Genomic DNA, 16,059 nt, shown 5'->3' on the forward strand with positions numbered 1-16,059 from the left:
ATTAGCGAAGCAGTAAAATGAAGCCCGGGTGAACGGCGGCCGTAACTATAACGGTCCTAAGGTAGCGAAATTCCTTGTCAACTAATTATTGACCTGCACGAAAGGCGTAACAATCTCCCCACTGTCTCAACATTGGACTCGGTGAAATTATGGTCCCAGTGAAAACGCTGGGTACCCGCATCAAGACGAAAAGACCCCGTGGAGCTTTACTATAGCTTCGTATTGAAAATTGGTCTAACATGTGTAGGATAGGTGGGAGACTTTGAAGTAGGAACGCCAGTTCTTATGGAGTCAACCTTGAAATACCACCCTTGTTATATTGATTTTCTAACCTGCTTCCATTATCTGGAAGGGGGACAGTGCGTGGTGGGTAGTTTGACTGGGGCGGTCGCCTCCTAAAAGGTAACGGAGGCGTTCAAAGTTACACTCAGTATGGTCAGAAACCATATGAAGAGCGCAAAGGTAAAAGTGTGATTGACTGCGAGACCTACAAGTCGAGCAGGTGCGAAAGCAGGACTTAGTGATCCGGCGGTACATTGTGGAATGGCCGTCGCTCAACGGATAAAAGCTACCCCGGGGATAACAGGCTTATCTTCCCCAAGAGATCACATCGACGGGAAGGTTTGGCACCTCGATGTCGGCTCATCGCATCCTGGAGCTGGAGTCGGTTCCAAGGGTTTGGCTGTTCGCCAATTAAAGCGGTACGCGAGCTGGGTTCAGAACGTCGTGAGACAGTTCGGTCCCTATCTGATGTGGGCGTTGGAATATTGATGAGAGCTGCTCTTAGTACGAGAGGACCGGAGCGGACGTATCACTGGTGCTCCAGTTGTTTCGCCAGAAGCATAGCTGGGTAGCTAAATACGGAAAGGATAACCGCTGAAGGCATCTAAGCGGGAAGCCTCCTCAGAGATTAATGTTCCCTTGAAATTCCTTATAGACGATGAGGTTGATAGGTTGGGTGTGTAAGTGTAGTAATACATTGAGCTAACCAATACTAATAAATTGATTGATTTAATAGCTAAAATTTTAGGTATTTAATTTAATTTGAGAAGTAATTTGCTATTCAGTTTTGAAAGAACTATTAGCTCCTGATTAGGAGTTTTTTTATTATTTTTTTAATTCACTTTTTTAAAAAATGTAGTATAATTTAAAAGTAAATTTAGACGTTGAAACATAAGGTTGCGATACTCCGAAATTAGTTGTTAGCAGAGTATCGGTTTTTATGTGGAGTCTAGTTCATCAAAAAAAGAACAGAAAGGACAACAATTTTAATGGAAAATAAGTTAAAAATTAAATTAAAAGCATTTGATCATAAAATAGTTGATAATGCATCACTTAAATTAGTAAATTTATTAAAAGAATTAAAAGTAGATTTTAGTGGACCAGTTCCATTACCTACAAAAAGAGAAGTATTTACTATTTTACGTTCAGTTCATGTTAATAAAACATCACGTGAACAATTTGAAAGTAGAACACATCAAAGATTAATTGTTTTAAACAAATTTTCAAAAGAAGTATTAGACAAAATTAAGAGAGTTGAATTACCAGTAGGTGCTCAAATACTTATAGATACTAAATAAATAAAATAAGGAGGATTCAAGATGAAAGGAATCTTAGGAAAAAAAGTTGGAATGACTCAACTATATGCTGATTCAGGTATTTTATTACCAGTAACAGTTATTGAAGTTAAACCAAATGTTGTAACACAAGTTTTTTCAAAAGAAAAAGATGGCTACAATGCATTACAATTGGGTTTAGAAGATAAGAAAATTTCTAGACAAAACAAACCAGAACAAGGTCATTTTAAAAAATCTAACACAGCACCTAAGCGCTTCGTAAAAGAAATTAGAGAAATGGTTGGATTTGAACTTGGACAATCAGTTGATTTATCTATTTTTTCAGTAGGTGAATTAATTGATGTTACAGGAACATCAAAAGGAAAAGGATTTGCTGGAACAATTAAAAGACATAATCAAGCAATCGGACCTAAATCACACGGTGGTGGGGGTGGATCACAACCATTAAGACAAACAGGATCTTTAGGAGATATTTCAGGAAACAAAGTTGTTAAAGGTATGACAATGCCTGGACAATTAGGAAATGTAAAAAGAACAGTTCAAAATCTTGAAATCTTAAGCATTGATTTAGAAAATAATTTAATTATAGTTAAAGGTTCAGTTCCTGGGCCTAAAAAATCATTTGTTATTCTAAAAGAAGCTGTTAAACAATTACCTTCTAAAACACCTGTTCAATTAGTTAACTTAAAAGAGGCTTTAGAAAAAAATCATTTATTTGAATTAGCTAAAAAATATAATGTAGAACTACATATGGAAATGTCAGTAAAAGAAATGAAAGAATTATTAAAAGCAGCTGAAGATAAAGCAGAAGGAGATAAATAATGGAAAAGGTTGTTAAAAAAACATCAACAACTTCTAAAAAAGAAACATCAACAAAAAAACCTGTTTCTAAAACAACTAAAAAAGTAGAAGTTAAAACATCAAAAAAAGTTGATACTCCATTAGTAAGAAAAGAAGTTAAATTACCAAAAGAAGTTTTTGGAATTGAAACATTTAATCAACAAGCTGTATTTGATTCAATTATTGCTGAAAGAGCTTCAAGAAGACAAGGAACACATAAAGTAAAAAATAGAGCTGAAGTAAGTGGTACTGGTAAAAAACCTTGAAGACAAAAAGGTACAGGTAGAGCAAGAGCTGGTTCTATGAGATCACCAATTTGAGTAGGTGGTGGAAGAGTTTTTGGACCTACAGTGGAAAGAAATTACAATTTAAAAGTAAATAAAAAAGTTAGACAATTAGCTTTATTAAGTTCTTTATCACAATTAGCCAAAAACAAACAAGTTATAGTAGATGAAATAAAAGTTGAAAAATATTCAACAAAAGAAATTGTTTCTAAATTAAAAAATTTACAAGTAGAAAAATTAAGAAATATTTTAATAGTTTCAAATGATGAAAAAGTTTATATTTCTGCAAGAAATCTTCAAAATGTTAAAGTTACAAAAGTTACTTCATTATTAATAGAAGATTTAATAAAAGCAGATATTTTGATTTTAAGTCAAGATGATATTAAATATTTAGAAGGGTTGGTTAAATAATGAATATTAATGAAATAATCAAATACCCAATTTTAACTGAAAAAAGTTATTTACAAATGAGTTCAGGAACATATGTTTTTGCTGTCGATAGAAGAACTAACAGAAGTGAAGTTAAAAAAGCAGTTGAATATATTTTTAATGTTAAAGTAGAAAAAGTAAATATTTTCAACGTTCCAAAAAAACCTGCAAAATTAGGTAGATATCAAGGATTTACAAATTCTTTCAAAAAAGCTATTGTTACTTTAGTTGAAGGACACACAATTGCTGTTCTGAATGAAGATTTAGAATCACCAACATCAGAAAAACAAACAAATGTAGTAGAAGAAACTAAAAAAGAAACAAAAGTTTCTAAATCAGCATCAGAAGTTGATAAAAAAGTTGCAGAAAAAATAGCAGCTAAAAAAAATAAAGATAAAAAATAATTACATAGAACTTTAAAGAAAAAAATATTTTAAAGTTATTAATAAAATAAGGAGAGAAAATGGCGATTAAACATTATAAACCAACTTCAAATGGTCGTCGTGGTATGTCTACCCTTGATTATAAACAAAATTTATCAGGACATGAACCTGAAAAAAGTTTATTAGTTACATTACCTAAAAAATCAGGTAGAAATAATCAAGGAAAAATAACTACACGTCACAAAGGTGGTAGAAATAAAAGAAAATATCGTATTATTGATTTCAAAAGAAATAAAGATAATATTTTTGGAACAATTAAATCTATTGAATATGATCCAAATAGATCAGCTAATATTTCTTTAGTTGTTTATGCAGATGGTGAAAAACGTTATATTTTATCACCTAAAGACATTAAGATTGGACAAAAAGTTATTTCAGGTGAACAAGTTGATATTTTAGTAGGTAACTCATTACCTTTATCAAATATTCCTGAAGGTACAGTTGTTCATAACATTGAAATGCAACCTGGTGGTGGAGGGATTATCGCTCGTTCAGCCGGTTCTTCTGCACAAATCCAAGGAAAAGACGAAGATGGAAAATATGTAGTTTTAAGACTAAAATCAGGTGAATATAGAAGAATTTTAGCAAAATGTAGAGCAACCATTGGGGTTGTAGGTAATGAAGAACATTCATTAGTTAACATTGGTAAAGCAGGAAGAAATAGACATTTAGGTATTAGACCTACTGTTCGTGGATCTGTAATGAACCCAATTGATCACCCACATGGAGGGGGAGAAGGGAAACAACCTATTGGTAGAAAATCTCCATTAACTCCATGAGGTAAAAAAGCTCTTGGTGTTAAAACAAGAAATAATAAGAAATCTTCAACAAAATTAATTATAAGAAGAAGAAAGGAAAGTAAATAATGGCTAGATCACTTAAAAAAGGTCCATTCGCTGATACATCTTTATTAAAAAAAGTTGAATTAATGAATGAACAAAAAAATAAAAAACCAATTAAAACATGATCTAGAAGATCAACAATCTTTCCTCAATTTGTAGGACTAACATTCCAAGTTCATAATGGAAAAATATTTAATGATGTTTTTGTAACAGATGATATGGTAGGACATAAATTAGGAGAATTTTCTCCAACAAGAACCTATACAGGTCATGGTGCTGATAAAGGGAAGAAAAAATAATGCAAAAAGCAATAGCAAGTGTTAAAATGCAAAGAGTATCTGCTCAAAAAGCTCGTTTAGTAGCAGATTTATTCCGTTATAAAAATACAACAGAAGCACTATCAATCCTACATAACACAAATAAAAAAGCATCAAAATTATTTATTAAATTATTAAATTCAGCAATTGCTAATGCAATTAATAACTTTGGTATGGATGGTGATAATTTATTCGTAAGTTCAGTTCAAGTTAATGAAGGGCCTACATATAAAAGATTTCAACCAAGATCTAAAGGAACAGCATATTCAATTTTAAAAAGAACATCACATTTATCAATAACAGTAGAGGAAAGAAAGTAGGAAAATTTTATGGGACAAAAAGTTAATCCAAATGGTTTTAGATACGGTATTACTAAAAAACATAATGTAAATTGATTTGCTGATAAAGCTAATTTTGCTACTTACTTATTAGAAGATGTAAAAATTAGAGAATATGTTGAAAAATTTGTTAGAGATTATCAAATAGGACAAGTTGAAATTAGAAGAGATCAAAACAATAAAGTTACTTTAACAATTCATACAGCTAAACCTGGTGTAGTATTAGGTCAAGGTGGAGAAAATGTTAAAAAAATGACAACAGATATTCAAAAATTTGTTAAAAATAAAAAATTAAATTTATCAATTGATGTTGTTGAAATTCAAAAACCAGAATTAAACGCAAGATTAGTAGCTGAACAAATAGCTATTAAATTAGAAAACAGAGGATCATTTAGAGTAGCTCAAAAATTTGGAATTAAAGTTGCTTTAAAAGCAGGAGCTAAAGGAATTAAAACTCAAGTTTCTGGTAGATTAAACGGTGTGGAAATGGCTCGTGCAGAAGGATATTCTGAAGGAGAAATGAAATTACACACTTTAAGACAAAATGTTGATTATGCTCAAGCAACAGCTCATACAACTTATGGTGCTTTAGGAGTGAAAGTATGAATTTCTTTAGGAGAGGTTAAAGAGGGTGATAAATAATGTTACAACCAAAAAGAACCAAATATAGAAGAAATTTTAGAATTTCACACGATAAAAGAGAAGCACATAAAGGAAATAAAGTTTCATTTGGAGAGTTTGGTTTACAAGCAACAACTTCTGCTTGAGTAACAGCTAGACAAATTGAATCTGCAAGGATTGCTATCACAAGAAGAATGGGTCGTGAAGGAGATGTTCATATTAGAATTTTCCCTCACTTATCATTAACTTCTAAACCTATCGGAGTACGTATGGGATCTGGTAAAGGTTCTCCTGAAAAGTGAGTAGCAGTTGTAAAAGTTAATACAATGATGTTTGAAGTTTCAGGAGTAAAAGAAGAAATAGCTAGAGATGCTTTAAGACTTGGTGGACATAAATTACCAGTAAAATGAAAAATAGTTAAAGCAAATGAAGAAGGGGATGAATAATGGAATTTAAAGAATTAAAAAACAAATCTCTTTCAGAACTAAAACAATTAGTAGCTGAACACAAAGCTGAGTTATTTTCTTTAAGATTTAAAAATGCTACATCACGTTTAGATAAAACTCATCAAATCAAAGAAATTAGAAAAAATATTGCCAGAGTTTTAACAGCTATACAACAAAAAGAAAACAATGATAAAGGTGGAAAATAATGGAAAGAAAAAATACAAAGAAAACATTAATTGGTACTGTTGTTTCTGATAAGAATCAAAAAACAATTATTGTTGCAGTAGATTCTTATGTTAAACACCCTTTATATGGAAAAAGATTTAAAGTTACTAAGAAATTTGCAACTCACGATGAAAAAGAAGAAGCTTCTTTAGGAGATATTGTTAAAATCAGTGAAACAAGACCTTTTTCAAAAACTAAAACATTTAGATTAGTTGAAATTCGTGAAAAAGCAAAAGAAGGAGCTAAATAATGGTTCAAGAACTCTCAAGATTAGTTGTTGCAGATAACTCAGGTGCAAAAGAAGTGGGTTTAATTAGAAACTTAGGTGGTTCAGTTAAAAAAACTTCAAATATTGGTGATGTGATAGTTTGTTCAGTTAAAAAAGCTCTTCCAAACGGAATTGTAAAAGAAGGACAAGTTGTGAAAGCAGTTATTGTTCGTTCAACTTATGGAATCAAAAGAAAAAATGGTTCACATATAAAATTTGATGACAATGCAGTTGTTATTATTAAAGAAGATGGTTCTCCAAGAGGAACACGTGTTTTTGGTCCAATAGCTAGAGAAATAAGAGACAAAGGATATTCCAAAATTGTTTCACTTGCACCAGAGGTTTTATAGAAAGGAATAATTATTGATATGAAAATTAGAAAAAATGATGAAGTAATAGTTATTTCAGGATCACATAAAGGAAAAATTGGTCAAGTTTTAGAAGTTTATCCAAAAACACAAGAAGTTAAAATTAAAGATATTAATAAAAAAACTAAACACCACAAACCATCACAATCAAGAAGTGAAGGTTCAATTGAGGTTGTTGAATTCCCATTACACGTTTCAAAAGTATCTTTATTAGTTAAAAAAGCTACTAAAGATAAACCAGCTCAATATTCAAAAATAGGTTACAAAATGGTAAATAATAAAAAAGTGCGTTTTGTTAAAAAAACAGGGAAAACAATTTAGTTAGAAAGGTAATTTTATAAAGATGACATTAAAAGAAAAATACGAAAAACAAGTTAAAAAGAATTTACAAGAAAAATTTGCTTATACATCTGTAATGCAATTACCTAAAATTGAAAAAATTGTTTTAAATATGACAGCTGGAAAAGAAGTAACTAATTCTAAAGCTATAGAAGAAGTTATGAATGAAATGGGATTAATTTCAGGGCAAAAACCTTATCAAACAGTTGCTAAAAAATCATTAGCTTCATGAAAATTACGTGAAGGAATGCCAATGGGAGCAAAAGTTACATTAAGAAGAGAAAGAATGTGAGAATTCTTAGATAAATTAATTAATGTAGCAATTCCAAGAATTAGAGACTTTAGAGGTGTAAATCCTAAAGCTTTTGATGGAAGAGGAAATTATTCATTAGGAATTAAAGAAGAAATTATTTTTCCAGAAATTAGTTTTGATAAAATTAGAAAAATTAAGGGATTGGATGTAATTATTGTTACAACAGCAAATACAGATAAAGAAGCAAAATTTTTATTAGAACAATTAGGAATGCCTTTTGGTAAGGCAGAAAAATAGGAGTAAAATGGCAAAAACATCATTAAAAGCAAAAGCTAAAAAACATAAAAAATTCAAAGTTAGAGAATATACAAGATGTGAATTATGTGGTCGTCCACATGCTGTTTTAAGAAAATTTAAAATCTGTCGTATTTGTTTTAGAAAATTAGCACATGAAGGAAAAATTCCTGGTATTAAGAAAGCGAGTTGATAATTATGGCTATAATTACAGATCCAATTGCAGATATGATTGTAAGAATCAAAAATGCATTTATGAGAAAACACAAATTTGTTGAAATCCCACATTCTAATAAAAAACACAAAATTTTAGAAATCTTCAAAAAAGAAGGTTATATTCAAAATTTTGAAACTCAAGGAGAAGGTGTAGAAAAAAAACTTGTTGTAGAATTAAAATATAAAGGTACAACAAGTGCTATTACCGGAATTAAAAGAGTTTCAAAACCAGGATTAAAAGTTTATTCATCTGTTGGAGATTTGCCAAAAGTACTTTCAGGATATGGAACAGTTATTGTTTCTACATCTAAAGGTTTATTAACTGATAAAGAAGCTAGAAAGGAAAATGTTGGTGGTGAAATTATCGCCTTCATTTGATAATTTATGTCTAGAGTAGGAAAAAGAGTTTTATTAGTTCCAGAAGGAACAGAAGTATTAGTTAATAATAATTTAGTTACTGTTAAAGGTAAATTAGGACAATTAAAAAGAGAATTTTCTAATTTAATCAAAATTAAAGTAGAAAATAATCAAGTTACAACAGAAAGATTAAACGAAGAAAAACATACAAAGCAATTACACGGTACAACTAATTCCTTACTTGCAGGAATGATTAAAGGTGTAACCTCTGGTTTTTCAAAAGAAATAGAAATTAAGGGTGTTGGTTACAAAGCTACATTAAAAGGTAACCAAATTGAAATTTTAGCAGGATATTCACACCCTGTATTAATAGATGTTCCAAATACTTTAAAAGTAGAAGTTCCAAAACCAGTTTCCATAATTGTTTCTGGTATTGATAAACAACAAGTTGGACAATTAGCTGCTGTTATTAGAAGTGTTAGAAAACCTAATCCTTATTCAGGAAAAGGTATTATGTATAAAAATGAAAACATTAGACGTAAAGAAGGGAAAAAAGCTTCTAAATAATTTTAGAATAGAAGCGAGGTATTATCAATGGCTCAATTATCAAGAAATAAAGCTAGAATTAAAAAACATCATAGAATTAAATCTAAATTAGTTTTAGGTACAGCAACCAAACCACGTTTATCAGTTTTCAAATCACTAACAAACTTTTATGCACAATTAATAGATGATACTAAAGGAGTAACAATAGCATCTGTTTCAACTTTAAAACATAAAGAATATAGCGGAAATATTAAAGTAGCTGAAATACTTGGAAAATTAATGGGACAAAAAATTAAAGAATTAAAAATTGAATCAATTGTATTTGATCGTTCAGGTTATATTTATCATGGAAGAGTAAAAGCATTTGCAGAAGCAGTTAGAAATGAAGGAGTTAAATTTTAATAATGGAAAATAAAGAAATTAAAAAAGAAGTTGTTAAAAAAGCAACTCCAACTAAAAAAATAGAATCTTCAAGAGAACCAAAAAAACACTTCCATTCTAAAGACAAAGATTCAAAAACATCTAATAATAATCGTAAATTCTCAAGACCAAAAAAAGAATTTAACAAACAACCTTTCCAAAATGAATTCGAAGAAAAAGTAATTGATGTTGCAAGGGTAACTACTGTTGTTAAAGGAGGAAGAAGATTTTCTTTCTCAGCATATGTAGTGGTTGGTAATAAAAAAGGAAAAGTTGGTTTTGGTCACGGAAAAGCTAATGAAGTGCAAGATGCTATTAAAAAAGCAGTTAAAGATGCACAAAACAATTTAATAACTGTTCCAGTGGTAGAAGAAGCTGCAACAGTACCACATGAAATTAAACAAAAATTCTTAGCATCTAAAGTACTATTAAAACCAGCTCCAAAAGGAAAAGGAATTATAGCATCTGGTACAGTTCGTGCAGTTGTAGAATTAGCAGGATATTCAAACATTTATACTAAAACTTATGGTTCAAGAACAAAAGCTAATATCGTTAGAGCAACAATCATTGCTTTACAAAATCTTAGAACAGTAGAAAAAATTGCTGAATTAAGAGATATTAAAGTAGAAGATTTGTTAAGCAATAAATAGTCCAGGAGGAAAAATGTCATATAAATTACATACATTACAATACACTGAAGGTTCAAGAAAAGAAAAACACCGTAAAGGTCGTGGACATGCAGCTGGTAAAGGAAAACAAGCTGGTAGAGGACAATCAGGACAAACAAAACGTGGAACTGTAAGACCTGGATTTGAAGGAGGACAAAACCCTCTCTTCAGACGTTTACCAAAAATCGGTTTTAACAATGTTAATAAAGTTGAATATCAAGTTATATCATTAGAAAAATTAGATGCTACATTTAAAGATGGTGACAAAGTAACATTAGAAATGTTATTTGAAACTAGATTAGCAAGAAGAAAAACAATGCCTGTAAAATTATTATCTTCAGGTACATTAACTAAAAAAATATTTATAGAAGTTAATGCCGTTTCAAACTCAGCAAAAGAAGCGGTAGAAAAATTAGGTGGAAAAGTAGAATTGGTTTAAGATGTTTTATAGATTAAAAAAAGTATTAAACTGGATAGGATTAATCTTTTCAAAAATCTATTTAAATATAAAACATAAAATTCAAACATTTTCCAAAGAAAAAATCTTAACTAAAAAAATATTATTTTCTATATGAATTTTAGCTATTTTTGTTATAGCAGGTACAATCACATTACCTGGTGTATCTATAAATAAAAATGCTTCTTTAGATTCTAATTCATTTTTAGGAATAATTAATATTGTAGGTGGTGGAGGGTTAACTAACTTTTCAATAGTAGCCTTAGGAATAGGACCATTCATAACAGCATCTTTGATTATGATGGTCGCTCAAACTAAATTATTTCCACCAGTTCATAGGTTAAGTCAATCAGGACCGCTAGGTAGACGTAAAATAAATATTATTACAAGACTTTTAACTATTTTTATAGCTATAGCTCAATCAATTTTCTTAATTAGAACATTGTTTGATGCCAATTTAGGAGCACAAAGTTTTGTATATTTAAGCAACAATGCAGCTTATTATAAATACTTTATTTTACCTTGTATACTTATTAGCGGTTCTTTGTTTTCTTTATTTTTAGGAGAACAAATTACTGAAAAAGGAGTTGGTAATGGGACTTCACTTTTAATTTTCACAGGAATCGCAACACGTTTACCAAGTAAATTAAAAGGAGCCTTTAATTACTTTATTTCAGGATCTAATTCAGACTCTTTGATTAGTAATATAATTTTCTTTGGAGTTTATATTATTGGTTTTTTAGTTTTAATTTTTATAGTTGCATATGTTTATACTGCAGAAAGAAAAATACCTATTCAACAAACAGGATCTGGAATGACTAAAAATGTTAAAGATATTTCAGTATTACCAATTAAAGTAAATCCAGCAGGTGTTATGCCAATCATTTTTTCTTTAATTGTTTTATCTTTACCAACTTTAATAGTAGGACTTCTTGATCCATACACTTCATCTACAAGATATTTTGTAGAAAGAAGTTTAAGATTAACTGATCCAATTGGATTTAGTCTATTTGTAGTTATTACCTTTTTATTTGCAATTGGTATGGGATTACAACAGTCTAGAGTGGATAAAATTTCAGAAGATTTTGGAAAAAATTCAACCTTTATTCCTGGAATAAGACCAGGAGAACAAACAGAAGATTATTTAATTTCTGTTGTTTTAAGACTTTCTATTTTCTCTGCATTTTATCTTGTAGCAATTGGTTCTTTAGAACCTATTATGCAAATGTTTGGAATGCCACGGAGCATTACATTTGGTGGAACTTCTATTATTATTTTAATAACCACAGCATTAGAAACAATAGGTCAAATTAAAGCAAGAAGACAATCAGAAAAAATTTCACAAAAAAGAAGAAAAATTAGTAAATCATTTACTAAACAAAATAAAAATAACGGAGATTTATTATGATAAAAAACATAATTTTTTTAGGTGCACCAGGAGTTGGAAAAGGAACTGTTGCATCATTACTTGCAAAAGAAATTGATTTTATTCATTTATCAACAGGAGAAATTTTTAGAACCGCAATTAGAAACCAAACTAAATTAGGTTTGGAATTAAAAAATATTGTTGAAAGTGGTAGATATGTTCCTGACAATATAACTAATGAAATAGTAAAAGAAAAGTTAGAAGAATTAAACAAACAAAACGTTAACTTTATTTTAGATGGTTATCCAAGAACAATTAATCAAGCAGATTTTTTATCAAATTTAAGCACTTCTCAAATAAAAAATGTTATTTTATTACAAGCTCCAAGTGAAGTTATTATTCAAAGACTTTCTAAAAGAAGATATTGCCCTACTTGTTCTGCAACTTATCATCTTGATTTCAAACCTTCTGCAAAGCAATTACTTTGCGAAAATGATGATACAGTTTTATTACAAAGAAAAGATGATGAAGAAGAAGCAATTATTCGTAGATTAGAAGTTTATAATAATGAAACTAAAGTATTAATAGATTATTATAAAGACAAAAATATGTTAATCACTATAGATGCAACACAAACTCCAGAATTCATAGTACAAAAAATAGTTAAAGAAATTTTATAAAATGAGCAAATTGATAAAAAAAGATTTTGAAATAGAATTAATAACTAAATCAGCAAATATTCTTTCAGAAGTAAAAAAAATAGTTTATGATGCAATAGAAGAAGGGGTTTCTTTATTGCAACTAGACAAACTTGCTTATGATGAAATTATCAAAAGAAACGCAGAACCAGCTTTTTTAGGTTACCAAAATTTTCCTAACACAATTTGCGCTTCTTTAAATCATGAGTTAATTCACGGAATTCCGGATCAAAGAATTTTAAAAACAGGGGATTTAATTTCTATAGATTTAGGAGTTAAATATAAAGGATACTATTCAGATTCTGCCTTTTCCAAATCAGTTGGAAAAGAAAATAATCTTGAAAACGAAAAACTGATTTCTGTTGCAAAAAGAGCAATAGATGCCGGTATAAATGCAATCAAACCTGGAGCAAGGATAGGAGATATTTCTAAAGCAATTTCCAAGGTTATTTTTGAAAACAAAATGTTTACAACAGAGGAATTTTGTGGCCACGGAATTGGAAAAAAACTTCATGAAGCACCTAATGTTTACAATTTATATACAGGAGATAAAGGGATTTTGTTAAGAGATAATATGGTAATTTGTATAGAACCTATGATTTTACAAGAAAGTCCGGAAGTTAAAATATTAAGTGATGGTTGAACTGTGGTTCCAAAATATAACCGTAAAAAAACAGTTCACGTGGAAGAAACCATTTTAATTAAAAATGGAAAAGGAATAATTTTAAGTTAATTCAAAGAGTTGGAAAAATTCAAAAATTTAGTATAATTTTTAATGTTAATTATACAAGCCTGGCATAAGGCAATGTCGAAATAAGTCCAGGTATTTCTTTAAAGGGCACAATTACTTTTAAAGAAATAAAATAATAATAAATACCAAACATTAATTGTACAAATAAAAAACCAAAAGAGGTATTTCAATAAATGGCAAAAGATGCAATCAAAATGACAGGTAAAGTAATTCAAGCACACAATTCTAGTGAGTATGAAATTTTATTAGAAAATAATGCTAAAATTCAAGCTCACATTTCAGGAAAAATGAAAATGTATCACATTAAAATAATTCCTGGAGATAGTGTTGATGTTGAAATTAGTCCTTATGATTGAACAAAAGGAAGAATTGTTTATCGTCATAAATAAAGGAGATTTATGAAAGTAAGAGCATCAGTTAAAAAGATGTGTAAAGACTGTAAAATAATCAAAAGAAATGGAATAAATAGAATCATTTGTATTCTACCAAAACACAAACAAAGACAAGGTTAGGAAAATATGGCTAGAATTTTAAACATAGAAATTCCAAATAATAAGAGAGTTGTTATTTCTCTAACTTATATTTTTGGGATAGGAAAATCAAGAGCTCAAGAAATTTTACAAAAGGCTCAAATAGACGAAAATATTCGTGTAAAAGATTTAAGTGAAGAACAATTATCAAAAATAAGAGATATAGCTTCACAATATACAACAGAAGGTGATTTACGTCGTGAAGTAGCTATTAACATTAAAAGATTAATGGAAATTAAATGTTATAGAGGAATCAGACATAGAAAAGGATTACCAGTTCGTGGTCAAGTAACTCAGAAAAATGCACGTACAAGAAAAGGACCAAGAAAAACTGTTGCTGGAAAGAAAGGTAAATAAGATATGGCTAGAAAAGTTAAAAGAAAAAATATTACTAGCGGAATCGCTCACATTCACTCAACTCACCAAAACACAATTGTAACTTTTTCAGATGAAAAAGGTAATGTAATTGCATGATCTTCATCTGGTGCTATTGGATATAAAGGGACAAAAAAGAAAACTCCATATGCAGCAGGATTAGCAGCAGCAGCAGCATCTGAAGCAGCTAAAGAACATGGAATTAAAGAAGTTAAAGTTGAAATTAAAGGTTTAGGACCAGGAAAAGATGCAGCAAGAAAACAAATTGAAGTTTCAGGTATTACTGTTACTGAAATTAAAGATGTTACACCTATTCCACATAACGGAACAAGACCTCCAAGAAAAGTAATCAAAAGAGAAACAAAAAGATAGGAGTTGTTAAGTTATGCAAAAAATGGCAAAAGTAAATTACAAAGAAGAAAAAGAAAATAAACATTCAGATTATTTCACTTCTTTTGTTTTAGAACCTTTAGAAAGAGGATTTGCTAACACTTTAGGTACAGCTTTAAGAAGAACAATATTATCTTCAGTTTCTTCAGTTGCTCCATTTGCAATTAGAATTGAAAAAGTAGATCACGAATTTCAAGCAATCGACAACGTAGAAGAAGATGTAGTTACTTTATTGAATAATTTAAAGAAAGTAAAGTTTATTTATAATAAAGAAGTTTTTATTGATAAAAAACCTGTAAGAGTTTCATTTAATTATGATAAATTTACTGAAAAAAATATTTTTGCAAAAGATATTCAACTACCAGCAGGAGTAACTATTGTAAACCCTGATCAACAAATCGCAACTCTTTCTAAAGCAAATGCTTTAAAATTCGAAATGTTTTTATTATCAGGAAGAGGATTTGTTTCTTTTGAAGACAACAAAAAAAATATTTTAGAATATGGTTCTGAATTAGAATCAAATTTAAAATCAGGAACCATTTTAGCAGTTGATTCAGATTTTTCACCTGTTACAAATGTTCAATATAAATTTAGTGAACTTAACTCAGCTTCTAACATTATTCAAGAAAAACTAGAATTTAATGTTAAAACAGATGGAACAGTAGAAGCAAAAGAGGTTATTGCTCAAGCTGCAAAAATTTTAATTGCACATTTGAAAATAGTTTCAAATACTGAAAATTTAGAAATTAATGAAAAAGACTATTTTGAAGAAGAAAAAGTTAAAGAAGAAACTCCTAAAGATAAATCAATTGATATTAATGATTTAAGTTTAACAGTAAGATCATTAAATGCTTTAAGACGTGCAGGATTTAGAACTGTAGCAGACTTAGAAAAAATTGATGAAGAAGAATTAAATAATGTTAAAAATTTAGGTAAAAAATCCGTTCAAGAAATTATTGAAAAATTAGCTGAACGCGGTATTTCACTTAAGAAAGGAGACTAAAAATGGCTAATCCAACACAATTATTTAGAAGAAATTCAACTTGAAGAAAACACGTTTTACGTTCTTTATCTACAGATGTTATTGTTCACGGAAGAATCACAACAACAGAAGCAAGAGCTAAAGAATTAAGAAAACACGTTGAGAGATTAATTACAAAAGCAAAAACTAATACACTTGCTTCTCGTCGTTTAGCAGCTGCATTTTTAAGAGATGTAAAAACCAGTGATGGTAAATCAGCATTATCATATTTATTCGATGTAGTAGGACCAAAATATAAAAGTCGTAATGGTGGTTATACAAGAATAATTAAATTGCCTGCAAGACAAGGTGATAATTCTAAAATGGCTATTATTGAATTAGTTTAAAATATGAAAATAACCGTTTTTGGTTATTTTTTT

General features: G+C 29.4%; 28 protein-coding genes, 1 rRNA gene and 1 pseudogene. All 30 read left to right on the forward strand.

The window, feature by feature from the left end:
* Window positions 1–1,019 (forward strand): 23S ribosomal RNA (locus ACXX88_RS01120); the annotation flags it as partial.
* A 252-nt stretch (window positions 1,020–1,271) separates the two neighbouring features.
* Window positions 1,272–1,580, forward strand: a complete 309-nt coding sequence (gene rpsJ / locus ACXX88_RS01125) for a 30S ribosomal protein S10 (protein WP_436358809.1) — start codon at window positions 1,272–1,274, stop codon at window positions 1,578–1,580.
* Window positions 1,581–1,601: 21 nt separating this feature from the next.
* Window positions 1,602–2,279: pseudogene (gene rplC / locus ACXX88_RS01130) on the forward strand (50S ribosomal protein L3); the annotation flags it as partial.
* Between the two features lie 119 nt (window positions 2,280–2,398).
* Window positions 2,399–3,112, forward strand: coding sequence for a 50S ribosomal protein L4 (gene rplD, locus ACXX88_RS01135; RefSeq protein ID WP_458559336.1), 714 nt, complete (start codon window positions 2,399–2,401; stop codon window positions 3,110–3,112).
* Window positions 3,112–3,534: a 50S ribosomal protein L23 gene (gene rplW, locus ACXX88_RS01140; RefSeq protein ID WP_458559337.1), complete on the forward strand. Its 423-nt coding sequence runs from the start codon at window positions 3,112–3,114 to the stop codon at window positions 3,532–3,534. Before rplD ends, rplW begins: the two co-directional genes overlap by 1 nt.
* Before the next feature lie 59 nt (window positions 3,535–3,593).
* Entirely contained in the window at window positions 3,594–4,439 is an 846-nt protein-coding gene (rplB, locus tag ACXX88_RS01145; protein WP_458559338.1) for a 50S ribosomal protein L2, read from the forward strand.
* The gene (gene rpsS / locus ACXX88_RS01150; RefSeq protein ID WP_458557631.1) at window positions 4,439–4,714 is read left to right on the forward strand and encodes a 30S ribosomal protein S19; all 276 of its coding nucleotides are present in this window, start codon (window positions 4,439–4,441) and stop codon (window positions 4,712–4,714) included. The genes rplB and rpsS overlap by 1 nt, the downstream gene beginning before the upstream one ends.
* A complete protein-coding gene (rplV, locus tag ACXX88_RS01155) occupies window positions 4,714–5,052 on the forward strand; it encodes a 50S ribosomal protein L22 (RefSeq protein ID WP_436358814.1) in 339 nt (112 codons plus the stop codon). The genes rpsS and rplV overlap by 1 nt, the downstream gene beginning before the upstream one ends.
* Before the next feature lie 9 nt (window positions 5,053–5,061).
* Window positions 5,062–5,712, forward strand: a complete 651-nt coding sequence (gene rpsC / locus ACXX88_RS01160) for a 30S ribosomal protein S3 (protein WP_436358815.1) — start codon at window positions 5,062–5,064, stop codon at window positions 5,710–5,712.
* Window positions 5,712–6,137, forward strand: a complete 426-nt coding sequence (gene rplP, locus ACXX88_RS01165; RefSeq protein ID WP_436358816.1) for a 50S ribosomal protein L16 — start codon at window positions 5,712–5,714, stop codon at window positions 6,135–6,137. Before rpsC ends, rplP begins: the two co-directional genes overlap by 1 nt.
* Window positions 6,137–6,343, forward strand: a complete 207-nt coding sequence (gene rpmC / locus ACXX88_RS01170; RefSeq protein WP_436358817.1) for a 50S ribosomal protein L29 — start codon at window positions 6,137–6,139, stop codon at window positions 6,341–6,343. Before rplP ends, rpmC begins: the two co-directional genes overlap by 1 nt.
* Window positions 6,343–6,612 carry a 30S ribosomal protein S17 gene (rpsQ, locus tag ACXX88_RS01175; RefSeq protein ID WP_436358818.1) on the forward strand — a complete coding sequence of 90 codons (270 nt, stop codon included), beginning with the start codon at window positions 6,343–6,345 and terminating at the stop codon, window positions 6,610–6,612. The genes rpmC and rpsQ overlap by 1 nt, the downstream gene beginning before the upstream one ends.
* The gene (gene rplN / locus ACXX88_RS01180) at window positions 6,612–6,980 is read left to right on the forward strand and encodes a 50S ribosomal protein L14 (protein WP_436358819.1); all 369 of its coding nucleotides are present in this window, start codon (window positions 6,612–6,614) and stop codon (window positions 6,978–6,980) included. Before rpsQ ends, rplN begins: the two co-directional genes overlap by 1 nt.
* Window positions 6,981–6,998: 18 nt before the next feature.
* Window positions 6,999–7,319 (forward strand): 50S ribosomal protein L24, encoded by a 321-nt coding sequence (gene rplX / locus ACXX88_RS01185; RefSeq protein ID WP_436358820.1) that lies wholly within the window; start codon window positions 6,999–7,001, stop codon window positions 7,317–7,319.
* Window positions 7,320–7,335: 16 nt separating this feature from the next.
* Entirely contained in the window at window positions 7,336–7,887 is a 552-nt protein-coding gene (rplE, locus tag ACXX88_RS01190; RefSeq protein WP_458559366.1) for a 50S ribosomal protein L5, read from the forward strand.
* A 7-nt stretch (window positions 7,888–7,894) separates the two neighbouring features.
* Window positions 7,895–8,080: a type Z 30S ribosomal protein S14 gene (locus ACXX88_RS01195; protein WP_436358821.1), complete on the forward strand. Its 186-nt coding sequence runs from the start codon at window positions 7,895–7,897 to the stop codon at window positions 8,078–8,080.
* 8 nt (window positions 8,081–8,088) lie between these two features.
* Window positions 8,089–8,481, forward strand: a complete 393-nt coding sequence (gene rpsH, locus ACXX88_RS01200; protein ID WP_458557635.1) for a 30S ribosomal protein S8 — start codon at window positions 8,089–8,091, stop codon at window positions 8,479–8,481.
* Window positions 8,482–8,484: 3 nt separating this feature from the next.
* On the forward strand, window positions 8,485–9,024 hold the full coding sequence (rplF, locus tag ACXX88_RS01205) for a 50S ribosomal protein L6 (RefSeq protein ID WP_436358822.1): 540 nt from the start codon (window positions 8,485–8,487) through the stop codon (window positions 9,022–9,024).
* Between the two features lie 27 nt (window positions 9,025–9,051).
* Window positions 9,052–9,405 (forward strand): 50S ribosomal protein L18, encoded by a 354-nt coding sequence (gene rplR / locus ACXX88_RS01210; RefSeq protein WP_436358823.1) that lies wholly within the window; start codon window positions 9,052–9,054, stop codon window positions 9,403–9,405.
* Window positions 9,406–9,407: 2 nt separating this feature from the next.
* On the forward strand, window positions 9,408–10,073 hold the full coding sequence (gene rpsE, locus ACXX88_RS01215; RefSeq protein ID WP_436358824.1) for a 30S ribosomal protein S5: 666 nt from the start codon (window positions 9,408–9,410) through the stop codon (window positions 10,071–10,073).
* A gap of 13 nt (window positions 10,074–10,086) precedes the next feature.
* Entirely contained in the window at window positions 10,087–10,530 is a 444-nt protein-coding gene (rplO, locus tag ACXX88_RS01220) for a 50S ribosomal protein L15 (protein WP_436358825.1), read from the forward strand.
* 1 nt (window position 10,531) lies between these two features.
* Window positions 10,532–11,959, forward strand: coding sequence for a preprotein translocase subunit SecY (secY, locus tag ACXX88_RS01225; protein ID WP_436358826.1), 1,428 nt, complete (start codon window positions 10,532–10,534; stop codon window positions 11,957–11,959).
* Window positions 11,953–12,594, forward strand: coding sequence for an adenylate kinase family protein (locus tag ACXX88_RS01230; protein ID WP_436358827.1), 642 nt, complete (start codon window positions 11,953–11,955; stop codon window positions 12,592–12,594). Before secY ends, ACXX88_RS01230 begins: the two co-directional genes overlap by 7 nt.
* Before the next feature lies 1 nt (window position 12,595).
* The gene (gene map / locus ACXX88_RS01235; RefSeq protein ID WP_458559339.1) at window positions 12,596–13,345 is read left to right on the forward strand and encodes a type I methionyl aminopeptidase; all 750 of its coding nucleotides are present in this window, start codon (window positions 12,596–12,598) and stop codon (window positions 13,343–13,345) included.
* A 191-nt stretch (window positions 13,346–13,536) separates the two neighbouring features.
* Window positions 13,537–13,752: a translation initiation factor IF-1 gene (infA, locus tag ACXX88_RS01240; RefSeq protein WP_436358829.1), complete on the forward strand. Its 216-nt coding sequence runs from the start codon at window positions 13,537–13,539 to the stop codon at window positions 13,750–13,752.
* Between the two features lie 9 nt (window positions 13,753–13,761).
* Entirely contained in the window at window positions 13,762–13,875 is a 114-nt protein-coding gene (rpmJ, locus tag ACXX88_RS01245; RefSeq protein WP_027123513.1) for a 50S ribosomal protein L36, read from the forward strand.
* Between the two features lie 6 nt (window positions 13,876–13,881).
* Window positions 13,882–14,250 (forward strand): 30S ribosomal protein S13, encoded by a 369-nt coding sequence (rpsM, locus tag ACXX88_RS01250; protein WP_436358830.1) that lies wholly within the window; start codon window positions 13,882–13,884, stop codon window positions 14,248–14,250.
* Between the two features lie 3 nt (window positions 14,251–14,253).
* Complete coding sequence (gene rpsK, locus ACXX88_RS01255) at window positions 14,254–14,640, forward strand: 30S ribosomal protein S11 (RefSeq protein ID WP_436358831.1); 387 nt, start codon at window positions 14,254–14,256, stop codon at window positions 14,638–14,640.
* Between the two features lie 13 nt (window positions 14,641–14,653).
* Window positions 14,654–15,661, forward strand: a complete 1,008-nt coding sequence (locus ACXX88_RS01260) for a DNA-directed RNA polymerase subunit alpha (protein ID WP_436358832.1) — start codon at window positions 14,654–14,656, stop codon at window positions 15,659–15,661.
* 2 nt (window positions 15,662–15,663) lie between these two features.
* Window positions 15,664–16,026, forward strand: coding sequence for a 50S ribosomal protein L17 (gene rplQ, locus ACXX88_RS01265; RefSeq protein ID WP_436358833.1), 363 nt, complete (start codon window positions 15,664–15,666; stop codon window positions 16,024–16,026).
* Window positions 16,027–16,059: the final 33 nt, after the last annotated feature.

It is taken from the genome of Mycoplasma sp. 5370, from assembly GCF_054343435.1.